Raw genomic sequence first — 20507 nt, forward strand, 5'->3', positions numbered from 1 at the left:
TTTGGCAATGTCAAAGAAGCAGAGAACGGCAGAGGATGCCGGGCGGAAAAAAAGAAATACGGGAAAGATTTCCGGCAGATCCAGGCGTAACAGGTTCGGCAGTTTCTGCCTGATCCTGCAGGCGCTTTTAAGCATTGTTTTTATGGGAGTTGTTGTTCTGCTCAACATGCTCCCTCTCAATTATCTGGCCCTTGTGGCCATGGTTCTTGTATTTCTCTGGTGTATCGCTTTTACAAGTCAGGCTGTGCGCAGAAAGCGCGGGACCGTGGGAAAAGTGTACAGTTTGTTTATGATTTGTGTTCTGACTGTGGGAACATACTATGTCGCAAGGACAAACAACATGATTGCGGCTATTACGGGCAGTTTCTTCCAGGTGGACAGCATGGTTGTAGCGGTTCTGGCGGATGATCCGGCAGAGACGCTTGAGGATGCGGCGGACTACACGTTCGGCGTACAGTTTGAGCAGGGCGGAGAGAATATGCAGACTGCCATAACGGATATCCAGGACCAGCTTGGAACGGATATCAATATGACAGAGTACAGTTCGGTGCAGGCGGAAGCGCAGGCGCTTCTGGACGGAGAGGTTCAGGCAATCATTTACAATCAATCGTATACAAGTATACTGAATGAATCTATCGAGAATTTCAGCAGTTCGGTTAAGATTATTTCAAGACTTGAGGTGAGATCAGAGCTCAGTCTCGGGGCTTCCGGTTCGGACGACAGTCTGGTTAAAGAGCCATTCACTGTATACATCAGCGGTATGGATACTTACGGTGAAGATTCGGACGACGGCCGGGATTCCAGCCGAAGTGATGTGAATATCATAGCGGTTGTAAATCCGACGACACACCAGATCCTTCTCGTCACGACGCCGCGGGATTACTACGTGCCTATCCCCGGAGTGTCAGATGGAATGAATGACAAGCTGACTCACGCGGGAACCTACGGACTTGACGCGTCCATGGCGACACTGGGCAATCTGTACGAGACGGAGATTAACTATTATGTGCAGCTGAACTTTACATCGCTGATCGACATTGTTGATATTCTGGGCGGAGTGGATGTGTATTCCGAGTATGCGTTCACAACCGGCTGGGAGTCTGGCCTGGAGATGGATGTCCAGGAGGGAATGAATCACTTTAACGGACAGCAGGCGCTGGCGTTCTGCCGTGAGCGGCATGCTCTGGTGGACGGAGATAATCAGCGGGGAAAGAATCAGCAGGCTGTCATCACTGCGATGCTGAAGAAGGTGCTTTCACCGACAATTCTGCTTCGCGCAAACAGCATTATCAATCAGGTGAGCAACGATGTGGAAACAAATGTGACGCAGGCGCAGCTGAATTCGCTGATCAGGAATCAGCTCAGCACAGGGGCGGAATGGTCGATTCAGTCCGTGGCCGCTACCGGCACCGACGGGGAAGACTACTGTTATTCCGCAATGGATTCCCTGCTTTATGTAATCTATCCTGATTACGAAGTTGTAAATGGAATTATTGATCTTGCGAATGTGGTCGAAGAGGGTGGAAGTCTTGAAGACGGGGAAGCTCTTAATTGACGGCAGGTCTGCAAAATACAGAATACCGGAAGCACGGCGGGCGTTTATATCCTGCCCCGCTTCCGGTATTCTGCGTTGTAGAGTCAATACGTTCCTGCCGGCTGATGAGATTTTTCTGCCGGTACTATCCAGTATTTTCCGTTGAAAAATGAGGAAAAACTTGCTATTATTAATATGTTAAAGTGCGTATTTGTATATGCATGAAGGGAGTGTGAAGTTTATGAAGAAAAGAAGATATCTGCTGATCGGTATGAGTGCCGCACTGCTTATGACAACGTTTTCGGTTACGGGATGCGCTCAGGAAACCGGAGAAAACGTGAGCGGTGAAGCGGGAACAGAAGAAGCTGCTCCGAAGGACGAAACTGAAGTAAAAGACGGGGAGACGGAAGCAGAAGCTCAGTCTGAAAGCGGCGGAGATACACAGAATTCGGATGGAGATCAGAGCAGCAGCGGGGAAGAGGCGGAGACATGGAATGTCAGAGTCTACTATGTCGACGATCAGACCGCAGAGGTGACGGGAAAAAATGTGGATGTCCGGGATGAGTATGATATCTGGACAGCTCTTCAGGAGACGGGAATCATTACCGAAGACTGTGAGTTGTTAAGCCTGACACTGAACGAGGATGACAAGACGATGGATCTTGACTTCAATACGGCTACAGGCGACCGGATCCGGAGCATGGGAACGACAGGCGAGACGGAGATCATCGGCTGTATTGTCAATACATACCTGGAGGCGTACAGTTATTCCGGTATCCGGCTGACCGAGGAGGGACAGCCCCTTCAGACTTCTCACGGAGCCAATTATGACGGCTACACCGGAATTATTTCGTTTTAGGTTTTCTGTACAGAGATAAAACGATCCATTTTACAGAATATATCGTGAAAAAATTAAAAGGAGTAAAGGGTAAATGAAGAACAGATTCAGAAAACTGCTTGCAGGTGTTCTGCTTGCAGGAATGGTTTTCGGCAGTATGCCGGTCTATGCGGCGGAAACAGAAGCTGCGGACGCTGCCGGAGAGGCACAGGCCGCCCAGGAGGAGGCGGCAGATCAGGAAGCGGGAAGTGCGGAGGAAAGCTTGGGTGAGATACAGACTGATGCAGATGTATCGTCTGAGGCGGATGCCTCTTCGCAGGCCGAGAGTGAGAGTGCGGACACCGCGGCTGCGGAAGCGGGGACACCTGAAACCGGGGAGATCAATTATGTATATATTGAAAGCCCCTATCTGGAGACACCGGGAACACAGAGAATCGCCTTTGCGTTCGACAGTGAGATAGCGGGAGCTGACCGGATCACGCTCACAGTTGCGGATGCTGCGGGAAATACGGAAGAATGGGAGCTGTCGGCACAGTCCGGAAGTCTCTATCTTTTTGAAAAGGCGTTTACAGGCGAGGTTTATACGGATACATACCGTGCAGTCAGCCTGAACCTGTATGGCGCGGAAACAACTCAGACGCTGAACTTAAGCGGCCTTGGAGTGGAAGCGGAGTTCGGCGTAAACGAAGCATATGAGGGAATCGAAGAACTCATGCCTGTTGATGCGGAGCAGGAGAGTGAGAGTCCGGCGGTAGAGGCCAATGTTGTCACGATCGATGAAAATGGCGTGACTCAGGCGCAGGACAGCATTGAGGATGCGCTTTCCGTTGCGGCCGCGGGCACGGCAGCCGGAATCAGTACATACAGCGCGGACAGCGGTGCGGAGAGCAGAGCAGGAAAGAATATTGTGGTGGCGCTTGATCCCGGACATGACGCAAACGATGCGGGAGCTCAGTCAAATGGACTGAAGGAAGAGGTCCTGACACTGAAAATTGCAAATTACTGCAAACAGGAGCTGGAGCAGTATGCGGGAGTGAGTGTGTACATGACGCGTACGGGGCTTGAGTGTCCGTACAACTGTACAAGCGCGGGAGAGTGTATCGCGCAGAGAGCGGAGGCTGCCGCTGCGGCAGGCGCGTCGATCTATGTGAGCTTTCACCTGAACGCGTCCACTTCGTCGGCAGCGAACGGTGCGGAGATTATCGTCCCGAATTACAACTGGAAGTACGAAGTCGGTGCGGAAGGCCATGCACTTGCTCAGGAGATCCTCGATGAGCTGACAGCTCTTGGTCTTTCAAACAGAGGAATTTACAGCAAGGATACGACAATCGGCGAGACATATCCGGACGGATCCCTTTCGGATTATTTCTCGGTTATGATTTACAATAAGGAGAATGATATTCCTGGAATTATTGTGGAACATGCGTTCATTACGAACAGCGGTGATGTGAACAGCTTCCTTACGACAGAATCCGGACTTCAGAAGCTCGGAGTCGCGGATGCGACAGGAATCGCAAACTATCTGGGGCTTGTAAAAGGAAGCTGGCAGTACGTTGAAGGACAGGGCTGGAAGTTTTACATGAACGGCAGCTATGTGACGAACCAGTGGCTGTACGTTGGAACGGCGTGGTACTATTTTGACGCAAACGGTATTATGAAGACCGGCTGGGTCGATGTGAATGGAGAAAAATATTATTTCGATGATGACGGAGCCATGCACACAGGCTGGTTGCTTCACGAAGGGGACTGGTATTATTTCGGCAGTGACGGCGTGATGGAGAAAGGCTGGTTCATGGCTAATGGTAAATGGTACTATACCCGTGAGAATGGCGTCATGGTGACCGGACTCCAGACGATTGAAGGGAAAGAGTACTACTTCAACGGCAGCGGTGCGATGGTGACCGGCTGGGTAGAACTTGACGGAAAGACTTACTATTTCAGTGGTCAGGGCAAACATACCGGCTGGGTGTCTGTATCTGGCAGATGGTATTATCTGGACAGTCAGGGGGTAAAACATACCGGATGGCTGACCCTGGGAGATATCAGATATTATCTTGGCACAGACGGAGCGATGGCTACGGGCTGGCAGACGATTGACGGGAAGACCTACTATTTCAATGAGAGCGGGTATATGCTCAAAGGCACACAGATCATTGACGGGGTGACATACCAGTTTGATTCGGTTACCGGAGAACTCCTCGAGAGCAGACGTCCCGGATGGAATCTGGTAGGAGGGAAATGGTACTATTATGATTCCGAAGGCAATATGGTGACAGGCTGGCAGCTTATCGGCGGGACATGGTACTACATGGACAGCGATGGTGTGATGGTGACAGGTTGGCAGACAATTAAGGACGTCAGATATTACTTTAATGCAAGCGGGGCAATGTATGCGGGAAGTTGGCTGCTCTATGACGGTTCCTGGTATTACTTTGACGGAAACGGAGCAATGTATGCGGGAAGCTGGCTGTACCAGGGCGGCTCCTGGTTCTACCTGGGATCGGACGGAGCAGCTTATACCGGCTGGCATACGATTAGCGGTAAAACATATTACTTCAATTCCAGTGCGTACATGCTGACCGGAACACAGACGATTGACGGTGTGACGTATCAGTTTGATTCTTCAGGTGCTCTTATAGGTACTTCGCATCCTTCGGGCTGGAGCTATGAAAACGGAAAGTGGTATTACTATGACGCCAACGGCAATATGGTGACAGGCTGGCAGCTCGTCGGCGGGACATGGTACTATATGGACAGCGATGGCGTGATGGTGACAGGCTGGCAGACGATTAATGATGTCAGATATTACTTTAACGGAAGTGGAGCGATGTATGCGGGAAGCTGGCTGCTCTATGACGGCTCCTGGTATTACTTTAACGGAAGCGGAGCAATGTATGCAGGAAGCTGGCTGGACCAGGGCGGCTCCTGGTTCTACCTGGGATCAGACGGAGCGGCTTATACCGGCTGGCATACGATTAGCGGGAAGACATACTACTTCAATTCCAGTGCGTACATGCTGACCGGAACACAGACGATTGACGGTGTGACGTATCAGTTTGATTCTTCAGGTGCTCTTATAGGTACTTCGCATCCTGCGGGCTGGAACTACGAAAACGGAAAATGGTATTACTATGACGCCAACGGCAATATGGTGACAGGCTGGCAGTTTGTCGGCGGGACATGGTACTACATGGGCAGCGACGGCGTGATGGTAACAGGCTGGCAGACAATCGGGAATGTCAGATATTACTTTGACGCAAGCGGAGCGATGTATGCGGGGAGCTGGCTGCTCTATGACGGCTCCTGGTACTACTTTGAAGCAAACGGAGCAATGTATACAGGCGGATGGCTGTACCAGGGCGGCTCCTGGTTTTATCTGGGATCAGACGGAGCAGCCTATACCGGCTGGCATACGATAAACGGAAATACATACTACTTTAATTCCAGCGCGTACATGCTGACTGGTACACAGACGATTGACGGTGTGACGTACCAGTTTGCATCAACAGGAGAGCTGATCCGCTCGTATGTAGAGGGGACATATCTGATCCAGAACGATTCTTCAGTCACTGTAGATCAGATGGTCAGGTATTTTGAGAGCAGCGGATATGATTATCCTGCGGAAGCCCTCGTGAAAGGCGGGGCAGCGGATATTGAGACTTTCTGCCGTATTTTCTATGAAGAGGCGGCAGCGGAAGGAATCGCTGTTGAAGTTGCGTTTGCGCAGTCCATGCTTGAAACGGGGTGGCTCCAGTTCGGAGGAGCTGTAAAAATAGAACAGTTCAATTTTGCAGGAATAGGAGCAGTAGACGGAGGCGCACAGGGAGCAGACTTCTCTTCTTATGGAACAGAGGGAGTAAGAATGGGAGTTCGTGCTCAGATGCAGCATCTGAAAGCATATGCTTCCACGGATCCTTTAAACAATGCATGTGTGGATCCGAGATTTCATCTTGTCACGAGGGGAACTGCGAAATATGTAGAGTGGCTTGGTCAGAAAGAAAATCCGAATGGATATGGATGGGCTACGGCAGAGAGATACGGACTGCATATCCTCAGTATGATCAGTGATTTAAAGGCGATGTAACGCCGGAAGCAGAAAAACAGAAAATATGGAGGAGGGAGTGCAAAATTACAGGAGATGTATTTTGCGCTCTTTCCGTTATCAGGGAGGGCTTTTGTGAAGAAAAGAATAATTGCATGTATACTGGCGGCCGGACTTATCGGATCAGGGCTTTATCAGGGAGAAACTGTAAATGCAGAGGAAAGTGCCGGAACCGGCACAAGAATACACATTATCGCGCTTGACGGAGATACGGAGGCGATACTTCTGGAGAGCGACGGACATTTTGGAATGATCGATTCGGGCGAAGATACAGATTATCCGGATGGAACGGATCCGCGTTATCCGCTGCGTCCGGGAACTGTGATCAGCGGCGGTTCGGAAGAACAGGTGATAGAATATCTCAGAGAGCTGGGCGTTAATGAAGACAACTTTGATTTTTATATCGGAACACATGCACACAGTGATCATATTGGCTCTGCGGACGAGATTATCCGGGAATTCAGCCCTGACCGAGTGTATCTGGCAAGATATGATGATTCGCTTATCGAAAATGAATCGGGAATTTGGGATAACCAGTATATATATGACAATGCTGTGCTCGCCGCATATGAGACAGGGGCTGTGCTGATCCAGCAGTTTGATCCGGATCTTCCGGCGGACAGCTATGAAGAAATGGAGCCGCCCCAGGAGGAACTGAGCAGCGGAGATGGAATGAACCGGCTGCCGGCCGCTCCCTACAGTCCGCAGGAAGGCGTGGACCTGCGAGATGAGGGAAGAGTTTACAGCGGGCCCAGTATCAGTGCAAAGCAGGGACGGGCGCGCACTGTTCCTCCGGAAGAAGAGTCGGAGCTCGAAGAGGCAAAGAGATCTGCGAAACAGGGCAGCACACATCTTACGCTTGGCAGTATGGAACTGGAGATCTTTAACTACAATGTTATTGAGGAACTGGGGACGGTCTGGGATGCCAACCAGATGAGTCTGTGCGTGAAAGCGACTTATAATGGAAATACCGCATTTTTCGGAGGGGATCTTTCGGCTGACAGAGAAGCAGTGATTGCATCTGAGATCGGAAGTATCGATTTGATGAAGGCGAATCATCATGGGTTTTACAGCTCAAATTCTTATGAATTTGTAGCAGCTCTTTCTCCGGAAATTGTCGTTGTCACCGGAGCCAATATCAGTTTTGTATCGGAGCAGATCAATAAAATCAGCGCCGGTTCAGCAGGAACCGATGTCGGTATCTATGCTACAGGCTGGTATTACGGACAGGTAGGGGCGCTCGTTTTTGATATGGGGGATTTCAGCTCCAATGTCAGTGAGTCGCCGCTTGTTATGGCGGGTACGGCTGATTCGGCTTATACACTTTTCCTGGATGGCCGTAAATACACTGCGGACGGAGTTGTGGAATACAGCGGACAGAATTATTATTTTGACAACAGTCCATATGCTTCTGTCGATGAATGGAATACCCGTGACGGAAAGTGGTACTACAGCGGCTCTGACGGAGTGATACAGACGGGCTGGCTTGAGCAGGACGGGAACAGAGTGTACATTACAGAAGAGTTTGAAAGAGCGACAGGCTGGCTTGAGCTGGACGATGGAGTTTATTACTTTGATGAGAACGGGGCAATGCAGACGGGCTGGCTTGAACTGGAGGATGACAGGTATTATCTCGACAAAAACGGAAGGACGGTAACGGGCTGGCATTTTATTGACGGAGCGCTGTACTATTTTGAGGAAGACGGACGAATCGTAAAAGGCGAGCATAAAATTGACGGCAAAACCTTTCTTTTTGATGAAGAAACCGGGGAACTTCTCGAAGCATCAGGTACGGGCTGGCAGCAGTTCGGATCTATCTGGTCCTATTTTGACAAAGATGGCAAGGCACTGACTGATTGGCAGTTTATAAACGGGAAATGGTACTATCTGGGAACGGATGGCGTTATGAGTACAGGCTGGCAGAATGTGGACGGCAAATGGTACTATTTCAACGGAAGTGGAGCGATGCAGACGGGGTGGCAGAGCATCGGCGGCATCTGGTACTATTTCAACGGAAGCGGAGCGATGCAGACGGGCTGGCAGTATATTGGCAGCAGATGGTATTACCTGAATGAGAGCGGAGAGATGTTGACGGGCTGGCAAAATATCGGAGGGGTCCGGTATTATCTGGACGGCAGCGGAGCAATGGCAACAGGCTGGCAGCTCATCGACGGCATCTGGTATTATTTCGACGGAAGCGGAATGGTGCAGACGGGCTGGCAGTATATCGGCGGCAGATGGTATTACTTAAATGCAGACGGAGAGATGACGACAGGCTGGCAGCTCATCGGTGACGCATGGTATTATTTGAGCGGCAGCGGAGCGATGGTGACAGGCTGGCAGTATATCGGCGGCGCGTGGTATTACTTAAGCGGCAGCGGAGCAATGGCGACGGGCTGGCAGTATATAAACGGCGCGTGGTACTATTTGAGCGGCAGCGGAGCGATGACAACAGGCTGGCAGTACATTGGCGGTGCGTGGTATTACTTAAGCGGCAGCGGAGCGATGGTGACAGGCTGGCAGTATATCGGCGGCGCGTGGTATTACTTAAGCGGAAGCGGAGCGATGGCGACAGGCTGGCAGAATATCGGAGGATACTGGTACTACCTGAAGTCAAACGGGGCAATGGCTGCTTCGGAATGGGTGGACGGCGTCTACTATGTTAACGGCTCGGGAGTATGGATAGCCTGATTTCACTGTTTCACAGGAAAATTTCAGATAGGTTTATGCAGGGGCGGTTTGTATTGGCAAACTGCCCTTTCTGTACATATATATGTAAAGAATCTGTAAATGAAATGTAAAATTTAGTTGAAAGATGGAATAGAGTGTTATAAAATATTAAGAATGGAGAATAGTAAATATATTCTGGAAATTAAAAAAGAAAAGAGGAAAAGCTATATTGGATGAAAAAAGAGAAAAGAAAATGATACGCACCTGGATAAAAGGTTTGACAGGGCAGCTTTTATGCGCGGTTCTGGCGATCAGCATACTGAGTCTGATTCTGGGAATGTATATGCTTGTGATGACCGTAGTCCCAAGTGATCCGGCGCTGATCAGGCCGCTGCTGGAGGATATCACACTTATCATATTGAATTCAGTTCCAATTCTCTGTATCATGCTCCTTCTCTTTTTTGTTATAAACAGGGTGTGGATCAGTTTCCTTCTGGCAGGAATCCTGTTTGGAGTTATCGCTACGGTAAACCGGTTCAAATTGGATTTCCGTGATGATCCTTTTGTGTTCTCCGATATTCTGCTTGCGAAGGAAGCTACAGAAATGACAGGCAGATACGAGTTGTATGTGGACAAGGCGATGGCGCTGTGTATTGCGATTATTGCCGCGCTCACTGTGCTTTGCGCGGTTTTTCTGAAAATCCGGCTGAATAAGAAACTTGTCCGGGGCGCCGGAGGGGTGATTACTGTTCTTGTCATGGTTCTTCTGTGCAGATTTGTCTATTTTGAGTATGGTGATCTCTATGACAATACATGGCACTGGCAGTTCGGAAATCAGTGGAAGACAGCCAACCAGTATATGTCAAGAGGAGTTGTGTATTCTTTTATACAGAGTATACCTGAGGCGATTGACCTTCCGCCGGAAGGATATGACGAGGATGAACTGGAGGCAAAACTTGACGAGTATGAAGATGTGGATATACCGGAGGAGAAGAAGGTAAACATTATCAGCATTATGCTGGAAGCGTACAATGACTTCAGCGTGTTTGACACAATTGAATTTAAGGAAGATCCATATGAAAATTTTCATGCTCTTCAGAGTCAGTCCTACTATGGAAACCTGTATACGAATATATTTGCCGGAGGAACGGTGACAACGGAGAGAGCCTTTCTCACAGGCTACTGTGATCCTGAGCTCAGAACGACAGACACGGAATCCTATGTTCGTTATTTTAACAGTCAGGGATATTATACCGAGGCCATGCACCCGTGCTATGGCTGGTTCTATGACAGGCAGAATATCAATGAGTTCCTGGGATTCCAGAATTTCGATCACTATGGAAATGCCTACAGTGACTTTACGCAGGATATGACAGAGCATGAGCTGTATGATTCTTTCCTTGACGACTATGACTTTTTTGATTATATTATTGAAGGATTTGAGGAAGCGACAGGAGCCGGGCAGAAGTATTTTAACTTCAGCGTTACCTACCAGAATCACGGACCTTATTCAACGGAGGCCCAGAGCGACACAGAGTTTGTGGCGTGGCAGGACGGCTACACGGAAGAAGAGTACAATATCATCAATAACTATCTGTACTGGATTGACAAGACGGATGATGCAATCGCCCATCTGTATGAATATTTTTCACAGTCGGATGAGCCGGTCGTACTGATCCTTTTTGGAGATCACAACCCCTGGCTGGGTGACAGCAACAGTGTATACTATATGTTGGATTTTAATTTTGACATGAGCACTCCGGAAGGGGGAGAAAACTATTATCAGACTCCGTATGTGATTTATGCCAATGATGCGGCAAAGGCTGCTCTTGGCAGAGATTTTGTGGGACAGGGGGATACGGTGTCACCCATGTTCCTGATGAACGAACTGTTTGATTATGTGGATCTGGACGGTCCGAAGTATCTGAACTACTTAAGTGATGTGAAGGAGAAATATGACGTAATCAATACAGTTTATGTGGGAAAAGGCGGGGAATACGAGCTCAGGGAAAATGTGGAGGACGACGGAACTCTGCTGGAAGTGGAGCAGATGTGTTATTACATGAAGCGCAAAGCGGTCACAGAAACCGGTTGATATGAGCGCTGTTAAGGTGTATAATCTTCATGTTCGGAATTTTCTGTCAAGTATAGCTAAGAGAGGACATATCGATGATACCTAAAAAGATCCATTACATCTGGGTCGGCGGCAAGGAAAAACCAGCCGACATAAAAAGATGCATGGCGACGTGGAAACGGCATCTGGGAGATTATGAGATAAAAGAGTGGAACGAAACGAATTTTGATATAGATGCGCATCCCTATACGAGGACTGCTTATGCTGCAAAGAAATGGGCCTATGTCAGCGATTATATCAGGGCATGGGCGATCTATAATGAAGGCGGGATTTATCTGGACACGGATGTCCTGATTCTGGATAATTTTGAGAAATTTTTAAATGACAGGGCGTTTGTCGGATATGAAACTCCGGATTATCCGTTTACAGCAGTATTCGGTGCGGAGAAAGGGCATCCTTTCGTAAAGGATATGATCGATTATTACGACGGAAGGGCGTTTGAGTTTGACACGTCAGATCAAATGAAAACTGTAAATACAAAGAGTGTTTCCGATATCTTGATTCAGGACTATGGGTGTGAACTTGGAAATAAGCGCCAGACACTCCGGGAGGGAATTGAAGTGTACACAGAGGATATTCTGTGCAACCCTTCTGCAAATTCCGTATCGATCCATGTCTTTACCGGAACGTGGATGGAGGGGGAAAAACCGCTTGCCCGTAAGGTAAACACATTCCTGAAGCTTCGCGCTACGACAAAAAGAAGAGCAGGCTTATTCAGGAAATATATTACAAAGAATAAATAAGGGACAGTATAATGGGAGAATTGAAAAAAAAGGTCAGCGTTCTGACACCGACCTACAATGATGCCGACAGTATTGAGGAGACTCTGCTGTCGCTGACACGGCAGACATATACAAGCTGGGAATGGATTGTGGTCAACGACGGGTCTACGGATAATACTTCGGAGCGTATTCCTCAGTTGTTCGAAAAATATAACATAGAAGATAAAGCAAAATTAGTCAGCCAGGAAAATGCTGATCAGCTTAACGCGCTTCTGCATGGGCTGGAATGTGCTTCGGGGGATTATATTTTTGTCCTTCATTCGGACGATCAGCTTCCGTCTGACAGTTTTTTCTCAGACTGTGTGAAGATCATGGAAGAAAATCCCGAAGCGGCAGGACTGTTCGGCGATCTTATGATTATGAATGAGGCGTCCAGAGTGGTCGGACATCAGAGAGTGAGAGAGTATCACTGCTGTGAGGAAGATCCTGCACTGATGCTGCTCTGGCTTGGGAGAAATATTTATTCGGATTTTGCTTTTCACAGAGCTTCTGTATACAGAGATTCCGTGAAGGATAATTATCTGACATGGAATATGCCGCTGTGGATTGATTTAAGAGACAACGATGTCCGCATGCTGAATTATCTGAGCGTACCGTTTCCGGTGCTGAAATACCGGGTTCACGCGGGAAACTATATCAATAATGAACTGGGAAAACTGAATGTGATCAACGGTGAGCTGCGTACGGCTTCTGAGCTGCTGAATCACTACACGATACCGAGATACAGCTCCCAGTATTTTCTGTTCCGTGTAATGAACAAACTGATGCCGGGAAAACGGTTCCGGGTACGCTATGAGAAGCGGCCGGCGCAGAACAGATATGAGGTGCTTTCTTTCATTGTAGAAAAGCGCTATCCGGACGGAGGCGAGGGGAATTTGTTCCTTTCCAGTCTTCTCGGATTTTACAGGGAAGAGTCTGAAAGAGAACTTGTGCTTCCCGGTCTGGACCCGGATCTGAAGATTTACTATGGAAAAGACGTCAGAATGTTTAACAGGCGTCTTCTTGATGGCACGCTGGAACCATTCTATCTGTCATTTATGGAAGAGATGAAGAAAGGCTTCGGAAAGATAACGGTACAGAGCGAAGCGGACAGAAAAAAAGTGAAGGACTTTGCCAGGTTCTTCTGTATCGGTCATATTGAAGTGGAGATTCGGACATGAAAATATCAATCTATGCTCTGCATCTGGGGTTCGGCGGGGTAGAGAAGTATGTCATTACTCTCGCGAATATGCTGTCAGAGCAGCATGATGTGGAGATTGTTTCAACTTACCGCATACAGGAAGAACCGGCATTCGATGTAAGGCCGGAAGTAAAGATTCGCTATCTTCTCACCGGTGTGAATCCGAATAAAAATAAGGAAGAGCTGCGAAGAGCAGTAAAAGACAGAAATATTGCTGCGGGTTTAAGGGAAGGCATAAAATCAGTCAGAATTCTCTGGCTGAGACGGAGCAGAAACGCGGCGGATCTGAAACAGTGTGACAGCGATGTTGTCATATCTACACGTGTCTTCCATAACCGGCTGATTGCGAGATACGCCAGACCAGGCATCGTACGGATTACAGGTGAGCATAATCATCATAATAATAATCAGAAATATATCCGCTCGGTTATACAGTCATGCAGAGGATTTGATTATTTTATTCCGATTTCCGGAGAATTATGTGATTTTTATAGGGAGTCAATGGAAAAACAGGGAGTCGAAACGCGATATATCCGATTCTGTATTGATAAAAATCCGGACAGGGCAGTACCTGCGCTGGATGGGAAAAATCTGATTTCAGTGGGACGGCTTTCACACGAAAAGGGTGTGGAGGATCTGATCCGTCTTTTCGAAAGGATTCACCGGGAAAATCAGAATGTAACACTCCATATTGTCGGAGACGGCGATGAGCGGGACAGAATGAGCAGGATGATCGAGGAAAAGGGCTTAAGCGGCAGTGTCGTTCTGCACGGGTTCAGGGAAAAAGAATATATATACGGACTGATGAAAGAGATGAGTCTATATGTAATGACATCCTATACGGAATCCTTCGGCATCGTACTTCTGGAAGCAATGTCATGCGGCATCCCCTGTGTTGCATACAGCAGCGCCCAGGGAGCACACGAAATTATTCAGGACGGACGCAACGGGTGGCTGATCGACGGCCGTGACGAGGAAAAGATGAAAGAGAAGATTCTTAGTCTGCTCTCAGACAGGGAAGAGCTTCTGCGGCTGAGCGGAAACGCGATTGCGACAGCGGAAGAGTTCAGTTATGATAACACAAAAAGAGCTTGGCTCTCACTGATGGATGAAATCGAGAGCAAAAGGGAGAACAGAAAATGATTAAAGTAATGACGATTTTTGGAACCAGGCCTGAGGCGATCAAGATGGCTCCGCTTGTAAAAGAGCTTCAGTCGAGAAAAGAGATTGAGACGATTGTCTGCGTGACCGCACAGCACAGACAGATGCTTGACCAGGTTCTGGAAACTTTCGATATTGTACCGGATTATGATCTGAATATCATGAAACAGGGGCAGACACTGGCGGATATTACGACACGCGCTCTGTGCGGGCTCGAGGAAGTGATCCGGGAGGTAGAGCCGGATATTGTTCTTGTCCACGGAGATACTTCCACTACATTTGCGGGAGCGCTTGCAGCCTACTACACACAGACGGCAGTAGGGCATGTGGAGGCAGGGCTCCGCACGTACAATAAATATTCACCGTATCCGGAGGAGATGAACCGTCAGATGGTCGGCGTGATTGCGGATATGCATTTTGCGCCCACCGAGAAGAGTGCTGCGAATCTGATCAGCGAAGGGAAAAAGAAAGAGACAATCTACATTACGGGAAATACGGCGATTGATGCCATGAAGCATACGGTTTCCGAAGAGTATCATCATGAGGTGCTGGACTGGGTCGGAGATGACAGAATGATTCTCCTTACCGCACACCGGAGAGAGAATCTCGGAGAACCGATGTATCACATCTTCCGTGCAATCCGGAGAATCGTGGATGAATTTGAGGATATCAAGGTGGTCTATCCGATCCATATGAATCCGAGAGTCAGAAGTGTGGCGTCCGAAGTGCTGGACGGGTGTGAACGGGTTCGGCTGATTGAGCCTCTGGAAGTGGTGGATTTCCATAATTTCCAGAACCGGTCGTATCTGATCCTCACAGACAGCGGAGGAATCCAGGAAGAGGCGCCGTCGCTTGGCAAACCGGTTCTTGTCCTGCGCGATACAACAGAGAGACCGGAAGGGATCGATGCCGGAACGCTTAAGCTTGCGGGAACGGATGAGCAGGTGATTTATGAGATGACAAAAGAGCTTCTCACAGACAAAGAGGTCTATGAGAGCATGAGCCACGCCTCCAATCCATACGGGGACGGACATGCCAGCGAAAGAATCGCCGACGCGATTATTGAGAAATTTTCAGACAGGTAAACAGAGAAAAGGGGGGATTTCGGGGCAGGGCCCTGTTACAGAAAAGGCGGAATTATAATGCGAAAAACAAATTCACTGAAGAATTTTATTACCAGTACAGTACCGTTTATCATTTTGATTATTCTCGGATTCTGGAAAGTCAATGTATGGCAGAATACTCTGGATGAGGATGTTTACGCGCTGAATCAGCTCTTCTTTCAGATTTTTGCCTATCTGTCTCTGGCAGAAGCCGGGATCGGCGCTCTGGTTCAGAAAGAATACTATAAATTCTTTGTGAACATGGACAAGGAAAAGATAAGGATCTACTTTACTCTTTCCAAGAAGATGCTGCGGACAGTCTGCTTTATTATTATGGCTGCCGGCATTGCAGTATCCTTTTTCCTTCCCGCGCTGGCGAACGATAATGATCTGTCGCTTCGCTATATGCAGGAGATCTTTATCCTGTTCCTGATCTCAAGTCTGGTAGAATATTTTATGTTCTCGCCGAGATTTGTGCTGCAGGCGGATCAGAAACTGTACAAGATAAATGTTCAGATGAATATTTATAAAATAGTGGAGGCCGTGATTGGTACGCTGATGATCATGTTCGGTATGTCATACGAGGCGGTTCTTGTTATGACAATCATACTGAGAATCGTAATGAATCTTCACATGAACAGGATCATTTACAGGGAATATCCGTGGCTGAAGCCGGTGAAGGATACGAAGGGAATCAAAATCAGGGGCATGCAGCATGTTCTGCTCTATAAAGTTGTGTCCGTTATTTACGAGAATGTGGATATGGTTCTGATCTCCGCGTTCGTGAACCCGCTGGCAGTCATCATATATTCAAACTATAAATACATTACAAAATACCTAAGTGACCTGCTGTATCAGGTGGCCACATCGATCACGTCGAGTATGGGAAATCTTCTGAATACGGAGAGGGACGAACATACCTTCTACACATATGAGATGATCAGCACCATGTTTTATTTCGTCGGATGCTTTCTGACGGCTGCGCTCGGGTACTCCATCAATTCCTTCATTGTGGTATGGGTAGGAGACGGAAAGCTGTTTGATTCAGTATCACTTGCCTGCATTTTGTTTACTCTTTATCATAATGTGGTGCGGAGACCTCAGTATATGCTGAAAGATATTTTTGCCCTGTACAAGGAGCTTCAGATTGTATCGATTGCAGAGGCTGCGCTGAATACGGTGCTTTCGCTTGCACTTGTCATACGCTTCGGCATCAGCGGCGTGCTGGTGGCAACCGTTATATCCACCATGCTGACAAACTTCTGGTATTTCCCGAAATATCTGTACCGGGAAGTGTTTGACAAAGGGCCGTGGCTTGATATCGTGAAATATCTCTGCGTACTGGCGTGGGCGGCTGCGATTGTTGTTTTAAGCAATCTCTTCCTTCCGCCTATACCGGATACAGGATATGTGGCGTGGTTTGTCGGATCATGTATCTATTCGCTCGGGGTGCTAGCTGTTCTTTTTGTTCTGTTTTTTGCAATGTTCAGAAGCTTCAGAAGACTGGTTGCACAGAGCCTGGACATGGTTCGGGGAATTCTGAGAAAAGGCAGGGAATAACTTTAGAAAGGACTTGACAAAATGAGGGGGCTTATTAAAAGCGTTTTAGGGCATATTCTGGAAGTTGTGTTCGCCCTGTTTCCGATCCGGAAAAACAAAATTTTCTTTGAGACGGGAATCGGCGAGGTGAAGGACAACACCAAAGCGGTATATGACTACCTCAGGAAAAACTATAAAGATCAGTATATTTTAAAATGGGCAGTCAGAAAGGGCAGTGACGTGTCGGAGATTGATCCGGGAGAAATTGTCTGGAAAAAGACCTTCGGCTATTACTATCATCTGATGACGAGCAAATACTGGATACGCACGCACAGTGTGGATAATATAGTCAGAAAGAGAGAAGGGCAGATCTATATCCAGCTCTGGCACGGGCCCGGAGCAACGAAAAAGGAAGGATTTGACACACCGGGAATTGAGAATACGGGTGAGACGATGTGGCATGCCCGGGAATGGGATTACTATATCGCGACAGATCCGGACAGCCGGGATTACATAAAAACAGCAGTCAACCTGAAAATCCCCCGGCTGCTTCTGGGAAGTCCGAGAAGCGACAGACTGGTCAACATGGATCCCGGAGAATACAAAAGAATCCGGGAAGAGCTCGGCATCCGGGAGGGGGAGACTGCAGTTCTGTATGCCCCCACATTCCGGGAAGAGGATTTTAACCGGACAAAAATCGAGCTGAAGGTGAAAAAACTCTGCGCGCTGGACGGCGTAAGAGTGATTTTAAGGCTTCATCCGGAAGTGAAAAGCCGTATGGATATCTCGGAGTATGACAGCTCTGTGATTGACGGAAACGGATACCCGGATATTTTTGAACTCTATATGGCTTCGGACATCATGGTTACAGATTATTCCAGTGTCAGCATTGAATACTCCCTGCTGAAACGGCCGATCCTGTATTATATGTACGACCTGGAAGAGTATACAAAGGAAAGAGATTTTTATTTCAATTATCTGGAACGGCTTTCCGGCCTCATTGTCCGGACGGAGGAGGAACTGATCCGTGCGGTTGAGAATATCGACGGGATTATGGAGGAGTATCACGACCGTTATGAGGCATATTATGACCATTACAACAGACTGAATGACGGTCATGTGTGCGAACGGTTCTGCCGACTCCTGAGTGAAGGTTTTTTTGACAGACCGGGAAACGACTGCCTTCCGGAATATGCGAAAAAACAGTGAATTAACTGTGAACATCCGGTGGATAAACAGGGGCGGGTTGACTGACTTTGGAAAATATTATATAATACACCGGAATAATTATTAGCAAAGGATAAGGATGCAGAATGAAACCAAACCAATTGGAGCAGTATAAAAGAATACTGAGAATCATAGCAGCACTTCTTGTGATTGCAAGTGTTTCTCTGGCTTTTTTCTTCATTTGGACAAGATACTATAACCTGAGAATTGTATTTCCATTTTATTATAAGGGCCATTGGGTTGTGATGGCCATCTATGTGATCCTGCTGTTTGTTTTCTTCTATATATATGGTGGGCTGAAGTTCGGTTATCTGAAATCTTCCAGTGTAATTCTGTCACAGATTATAGCCGTCGTTTGTGCGAACGTGCTGATGTATCTGCAGATTTCGCTGCTGTCTGCGGAACTGGAAGCTGTGGTGCCGTTCCTGTACCTCACCTGTGCGGATTTCCTTATTATTGTATTCTGGACTCTGATTATAAACAAGGTGTTCGCAAGGCTGTTTCCGCCGCGGAAGCTTCTGATCCTCTATGATGAGTATGAACCGCAGGCCATGCTGAAAAAGATGAAGGTCAGAAACGACAGATATGAGATCGGAGAGGTAAGAAAGGTATGGACGCTCTCTCAGGAGAAGTTTGAATATCTTGCCAAAAAGTATGACGCAGTGCTGATTTATGATCTTCATTCCGAGCTGAGAAACAAGATACTGAAATACTGTTATTCGGAGTCTATTCGCGTGTATTCGACTTCAAAAATTTCTGATATTCTTGTGAAAGGTGCGGAGAACATTCATTTGTTTGACACGCCGATCCTTCTGTTCAGGAATTACGGGCTGACATTTGAGCAGAAACTCGTGAAAAGGATTATGGATATCGTGATGTCTTCGATTATTCTGGTCATAACATCACCGATTATGCTGATTGTGGCTGCTGCGATTAAGCTTTATGACGGCGGCCCGGTTATGTTCCGTCAGGAAAGGTGCACAATCAACGGGAAGGTATTTCGCATTCATAAGTTCCGCAGTATGATTGTTGACGCTGAGAAGGAAGGAAAATCGATTCCGGCTACTGATAATGATCCGCGTATCACTCCGGTGGGACGTTTCATCCGCAAGACAAGGCTGGACGAGCTTCCGCAGATGATCGACATACTGAATGGAAATATGAGTATGGTAGGACCCAGACCGGAGAGGGTTGAGCATGTAAAAAAATATACGGAAGAGATTGCCGAGTTTGACTACCGTCTCAAAGTAAAGGGCGGGCTGACCGGATATGCTCAGATTTATGGGAAGTATAATACAACTCCGTATGACAAGCTGAAACTTGACCTGATGTACATCCAGAACTATTCTGTACTGATGGATCTCAGACTGATTCTTATGACAGTGAAGATCATGTTTATGAAGGAAAGTACGGAAGGGTTTGAGGAAAAGGAAGGGCAGAAAGCTCAGGAAAAAGAAGAAAAATAATAAATGGAAATAGCAGGCTTTTGTCTGCTGTTTTCTCTGTGAAAGAGAGCAGGCATATGAAAAAATATTTTGAAAAGATATTCGGGGGCGGACAGGAAGAGTTTCAGAAAGTCCTGTCAAAACATCTCGAGGAAGAGAAGCGCCTTTTTGTGGTGACCGCGAACCCTGAGACGCTGATGACCGGACAGGAGAACAGTGAGTTCGACCGGCTTCTGATGGATGAGGAAACATGTATCGTGCCCGACGGTATCGGTACGGTGAAGGCTGCGCATATGCTGGGATACGACGTGGCAGAACGCGTTACCGGTGTGGAGATCTCTCAGTTCCTTCTGAAAGAAGCAGTACGGCAGGGAAAGACTGTCTTCCTGCTCGGTGCAAAAGAGGAAGTGGTATCCGCGCTTGCGGGCAAGCTTGCTGCAAAATACCCGAATCTTGGAATCCTCGGTTATGAAAACGGATATGTGAAGGATAAGGATGTCGTGTTTGATCGGATCGCAGAACTCAGGCCGGATGTTGTGCTTGTCGCGCTTGGAATCCCGCAGCAGGAGCTTCTGATTTACAGACATTTAAGGCAGTTTGAAAAAGGAATTTTTGTAGGGGTCGGAGGAAGTTTCGACGTACTGAGCGGAACGAAGAAGAGGGCGCCGGAGATTTTCATAAAGCTGAATCTGGAATGGCTGTACAGAATAACGACGGAGCCGAAACGCCTTGGCAGATTTTTCAGAAGCAATATTATGTTTATTCTTAAGATCAGGAAGATGAAGTAGAAAT

Annotated in this window: 13 protein-coding genes; all 13 read left to right on the forward strand. The window is 47.7% G+C overall.

The genetic code is table 11. From position 1 onward, the window contains the following. Positions 1–7 precede the first annotated feature (7 nt). The 13 genes from LKD70_RS06675 to LKD70_RS06735 all read left to right on the forward strand — a co-directional run bounded on the left by LKD70_RS06675 (position 8) and on the right by LKD70_RS06735 (position 20503). The gene (locus tag LKD70_RS06675; RefSeq protein WP_227707309.1) at positions 8–1555 is read left to right on the forward strand and encodes an LCP family glycopolymer transferase; all 1548 of its coding nucleotides are present in this window, start codon (positions 8–10) and stop codon (positions 1553–1555) included. 220 nt (positions 1556–1775) lie between these two features. Beyond that, positions 1776–2393: a GerMN domain-containing protein gene (locus LKD70_RS06680; RefSeq protein WP_227707260.1), complete on the forward strand. Its 618-nt coding sequence runs from the start codon at positions 1776–1778 to the stop codon at positions 2391–2393. 73 nt (positions 2394–2466) lie between these two features. Continuing rightward, positions 2467–6456, forward strand: coding sequence for an N-acetylmuramoyl-L-alanine amidase (locus tag LKD70_RS06685; RefSeq protein WP_227707261.1), 3990 nt, complete (start codon positions 2467–2469; stop codon positions 6454–6456). Positions 6457–6549: 93 nt separating this feature from the next. Continuing rightward, positions 6550–9165 (forward strand): MBL fold metallo-hydrolase, encoded by a 2616-nt coding sequence (locus tag LKD70_RS06690; protein WP_227707262.1) that lies wholly within the window; start codon positions 6550–6552, stop codon positions 9163–9165. 208 nt (positions 9166–9373) lie between these two features. Beyond that, complete coding sequence (locus tag LKD70_RS06695) at positions 9374–11239, forward strand: LTA synthase family protein (RefSeq protein ID WP_227707263.1); 1866 nt, start codon at positions 9374–9376, stop codon at positions 11237–11239. A gap of 74 nt (positions 11240–11313) precedes the next feature. Beyond that, positions 11314–12021 (forward strand): glycosyltransferase family 32 protein, encoded by a 708-nt coding sequence (locus LKD70_RS06700; RefSeq protein ID WP_227707264.1) that lies wholly within the window; start codon positions 11314–11316, stop codon positions 12019–12021. Positions 12022–12032: 11 nt separating this feature from the next. After that, positions 12033–13220, forward strand: a complete 1188-nt coding sequence (locus tag LKD70_RS06705) for a glycosyltransferase (protein ID WP_227707265.1) — start codon at positions 12033–12035, stop codon at positions 13218–13220. Continuing rightward, on the forward strand, positions 13217–14383 hold the full coding sequence (locus tag LKD70_RS06710) for a glycosyltransferase (protein WP_227707266.1): 1167 nt from the start codon (positions 13217–13219) through the stop codon (positions 14381–14383). The genes LKD70_RS06705 and LKD70_RS06710 overlap by 4 nt, the downstream gene beginning before the upstream one ends. Then, complete coding sequence (gene wecB / locus LKD70_RS06715; RefSeq protein WP_227707267.1) at positions 14380–15486, forward strand: non-hydrolyzing UDP-N-acetylglucosamine 2-epimerase; 1107 nt, start codon at positions 14380–14382, stop codon at positions 15484–15486. The genes LKD70_RS06710 and wecB overlap by 4 nt, the downstream gene beginning before the upstream one ends. A 57-nt stretch (positions 15487–15543) precedes the next feature. Continuing rightward, positions 15544–17064: an oligosaccharide flippase family protein gene (locus LKD70_RS06720; RefSeq protein WP_227707268.1), complete on the forward strand. Its 1521-nt coding sequence runs from the start codon at positions 15544–15546 to the stop codon at positions 17062–17064. Positions 17065–17085: 21 nt separating this feature from the next. After that, a complete protein-coding gene (locus LKD70_RS06725) occupies positions 17086–18252 on the forward strand; it encodes a CDP-glycerol glycerophosphotransferase family protein (RefSeq protein WP_227707269.1) in 1167 nt (388 codons plus the stop codon). A 104-nt stretch (positions 18253–18356) separates the two neighbouring features. After that, on the forward strand, positions 18357–19736 hold the full coding sequence (locus tag LKD70_RS06730; protein ID WP_227707270.1) for a sugar transferase: 1380 nt from the start codon (positions 18357–18359) through the stop codon (positions 19734–19736). Between the two features lie 56 nt (positions 19737–19792). Next, on the forward strand, positions 19793–20503 hold the full coding sequence (locus LKD70_RS06735; protein ID WP_227707271.1) for a WecB/TagA/CpsF family glycosyltransferase: 711 nt from the start codon (positions 19793–19795) through the stop codon (positions 20501–20503). Positions 20504–20507 lie beyond the last annotated feature (4 nt).

Origin of the sequence: Ruminococcus turbiniformis (assembly GCF_020687545.1) — a bacterium.
Classification (GTDB): domain Bacteria; phylum Bacillota; class Clostridia; order Lachnospirales; family Lachnospiraceae; genus Mediterraneibacter; species Mediterraneibacter turbiniformis.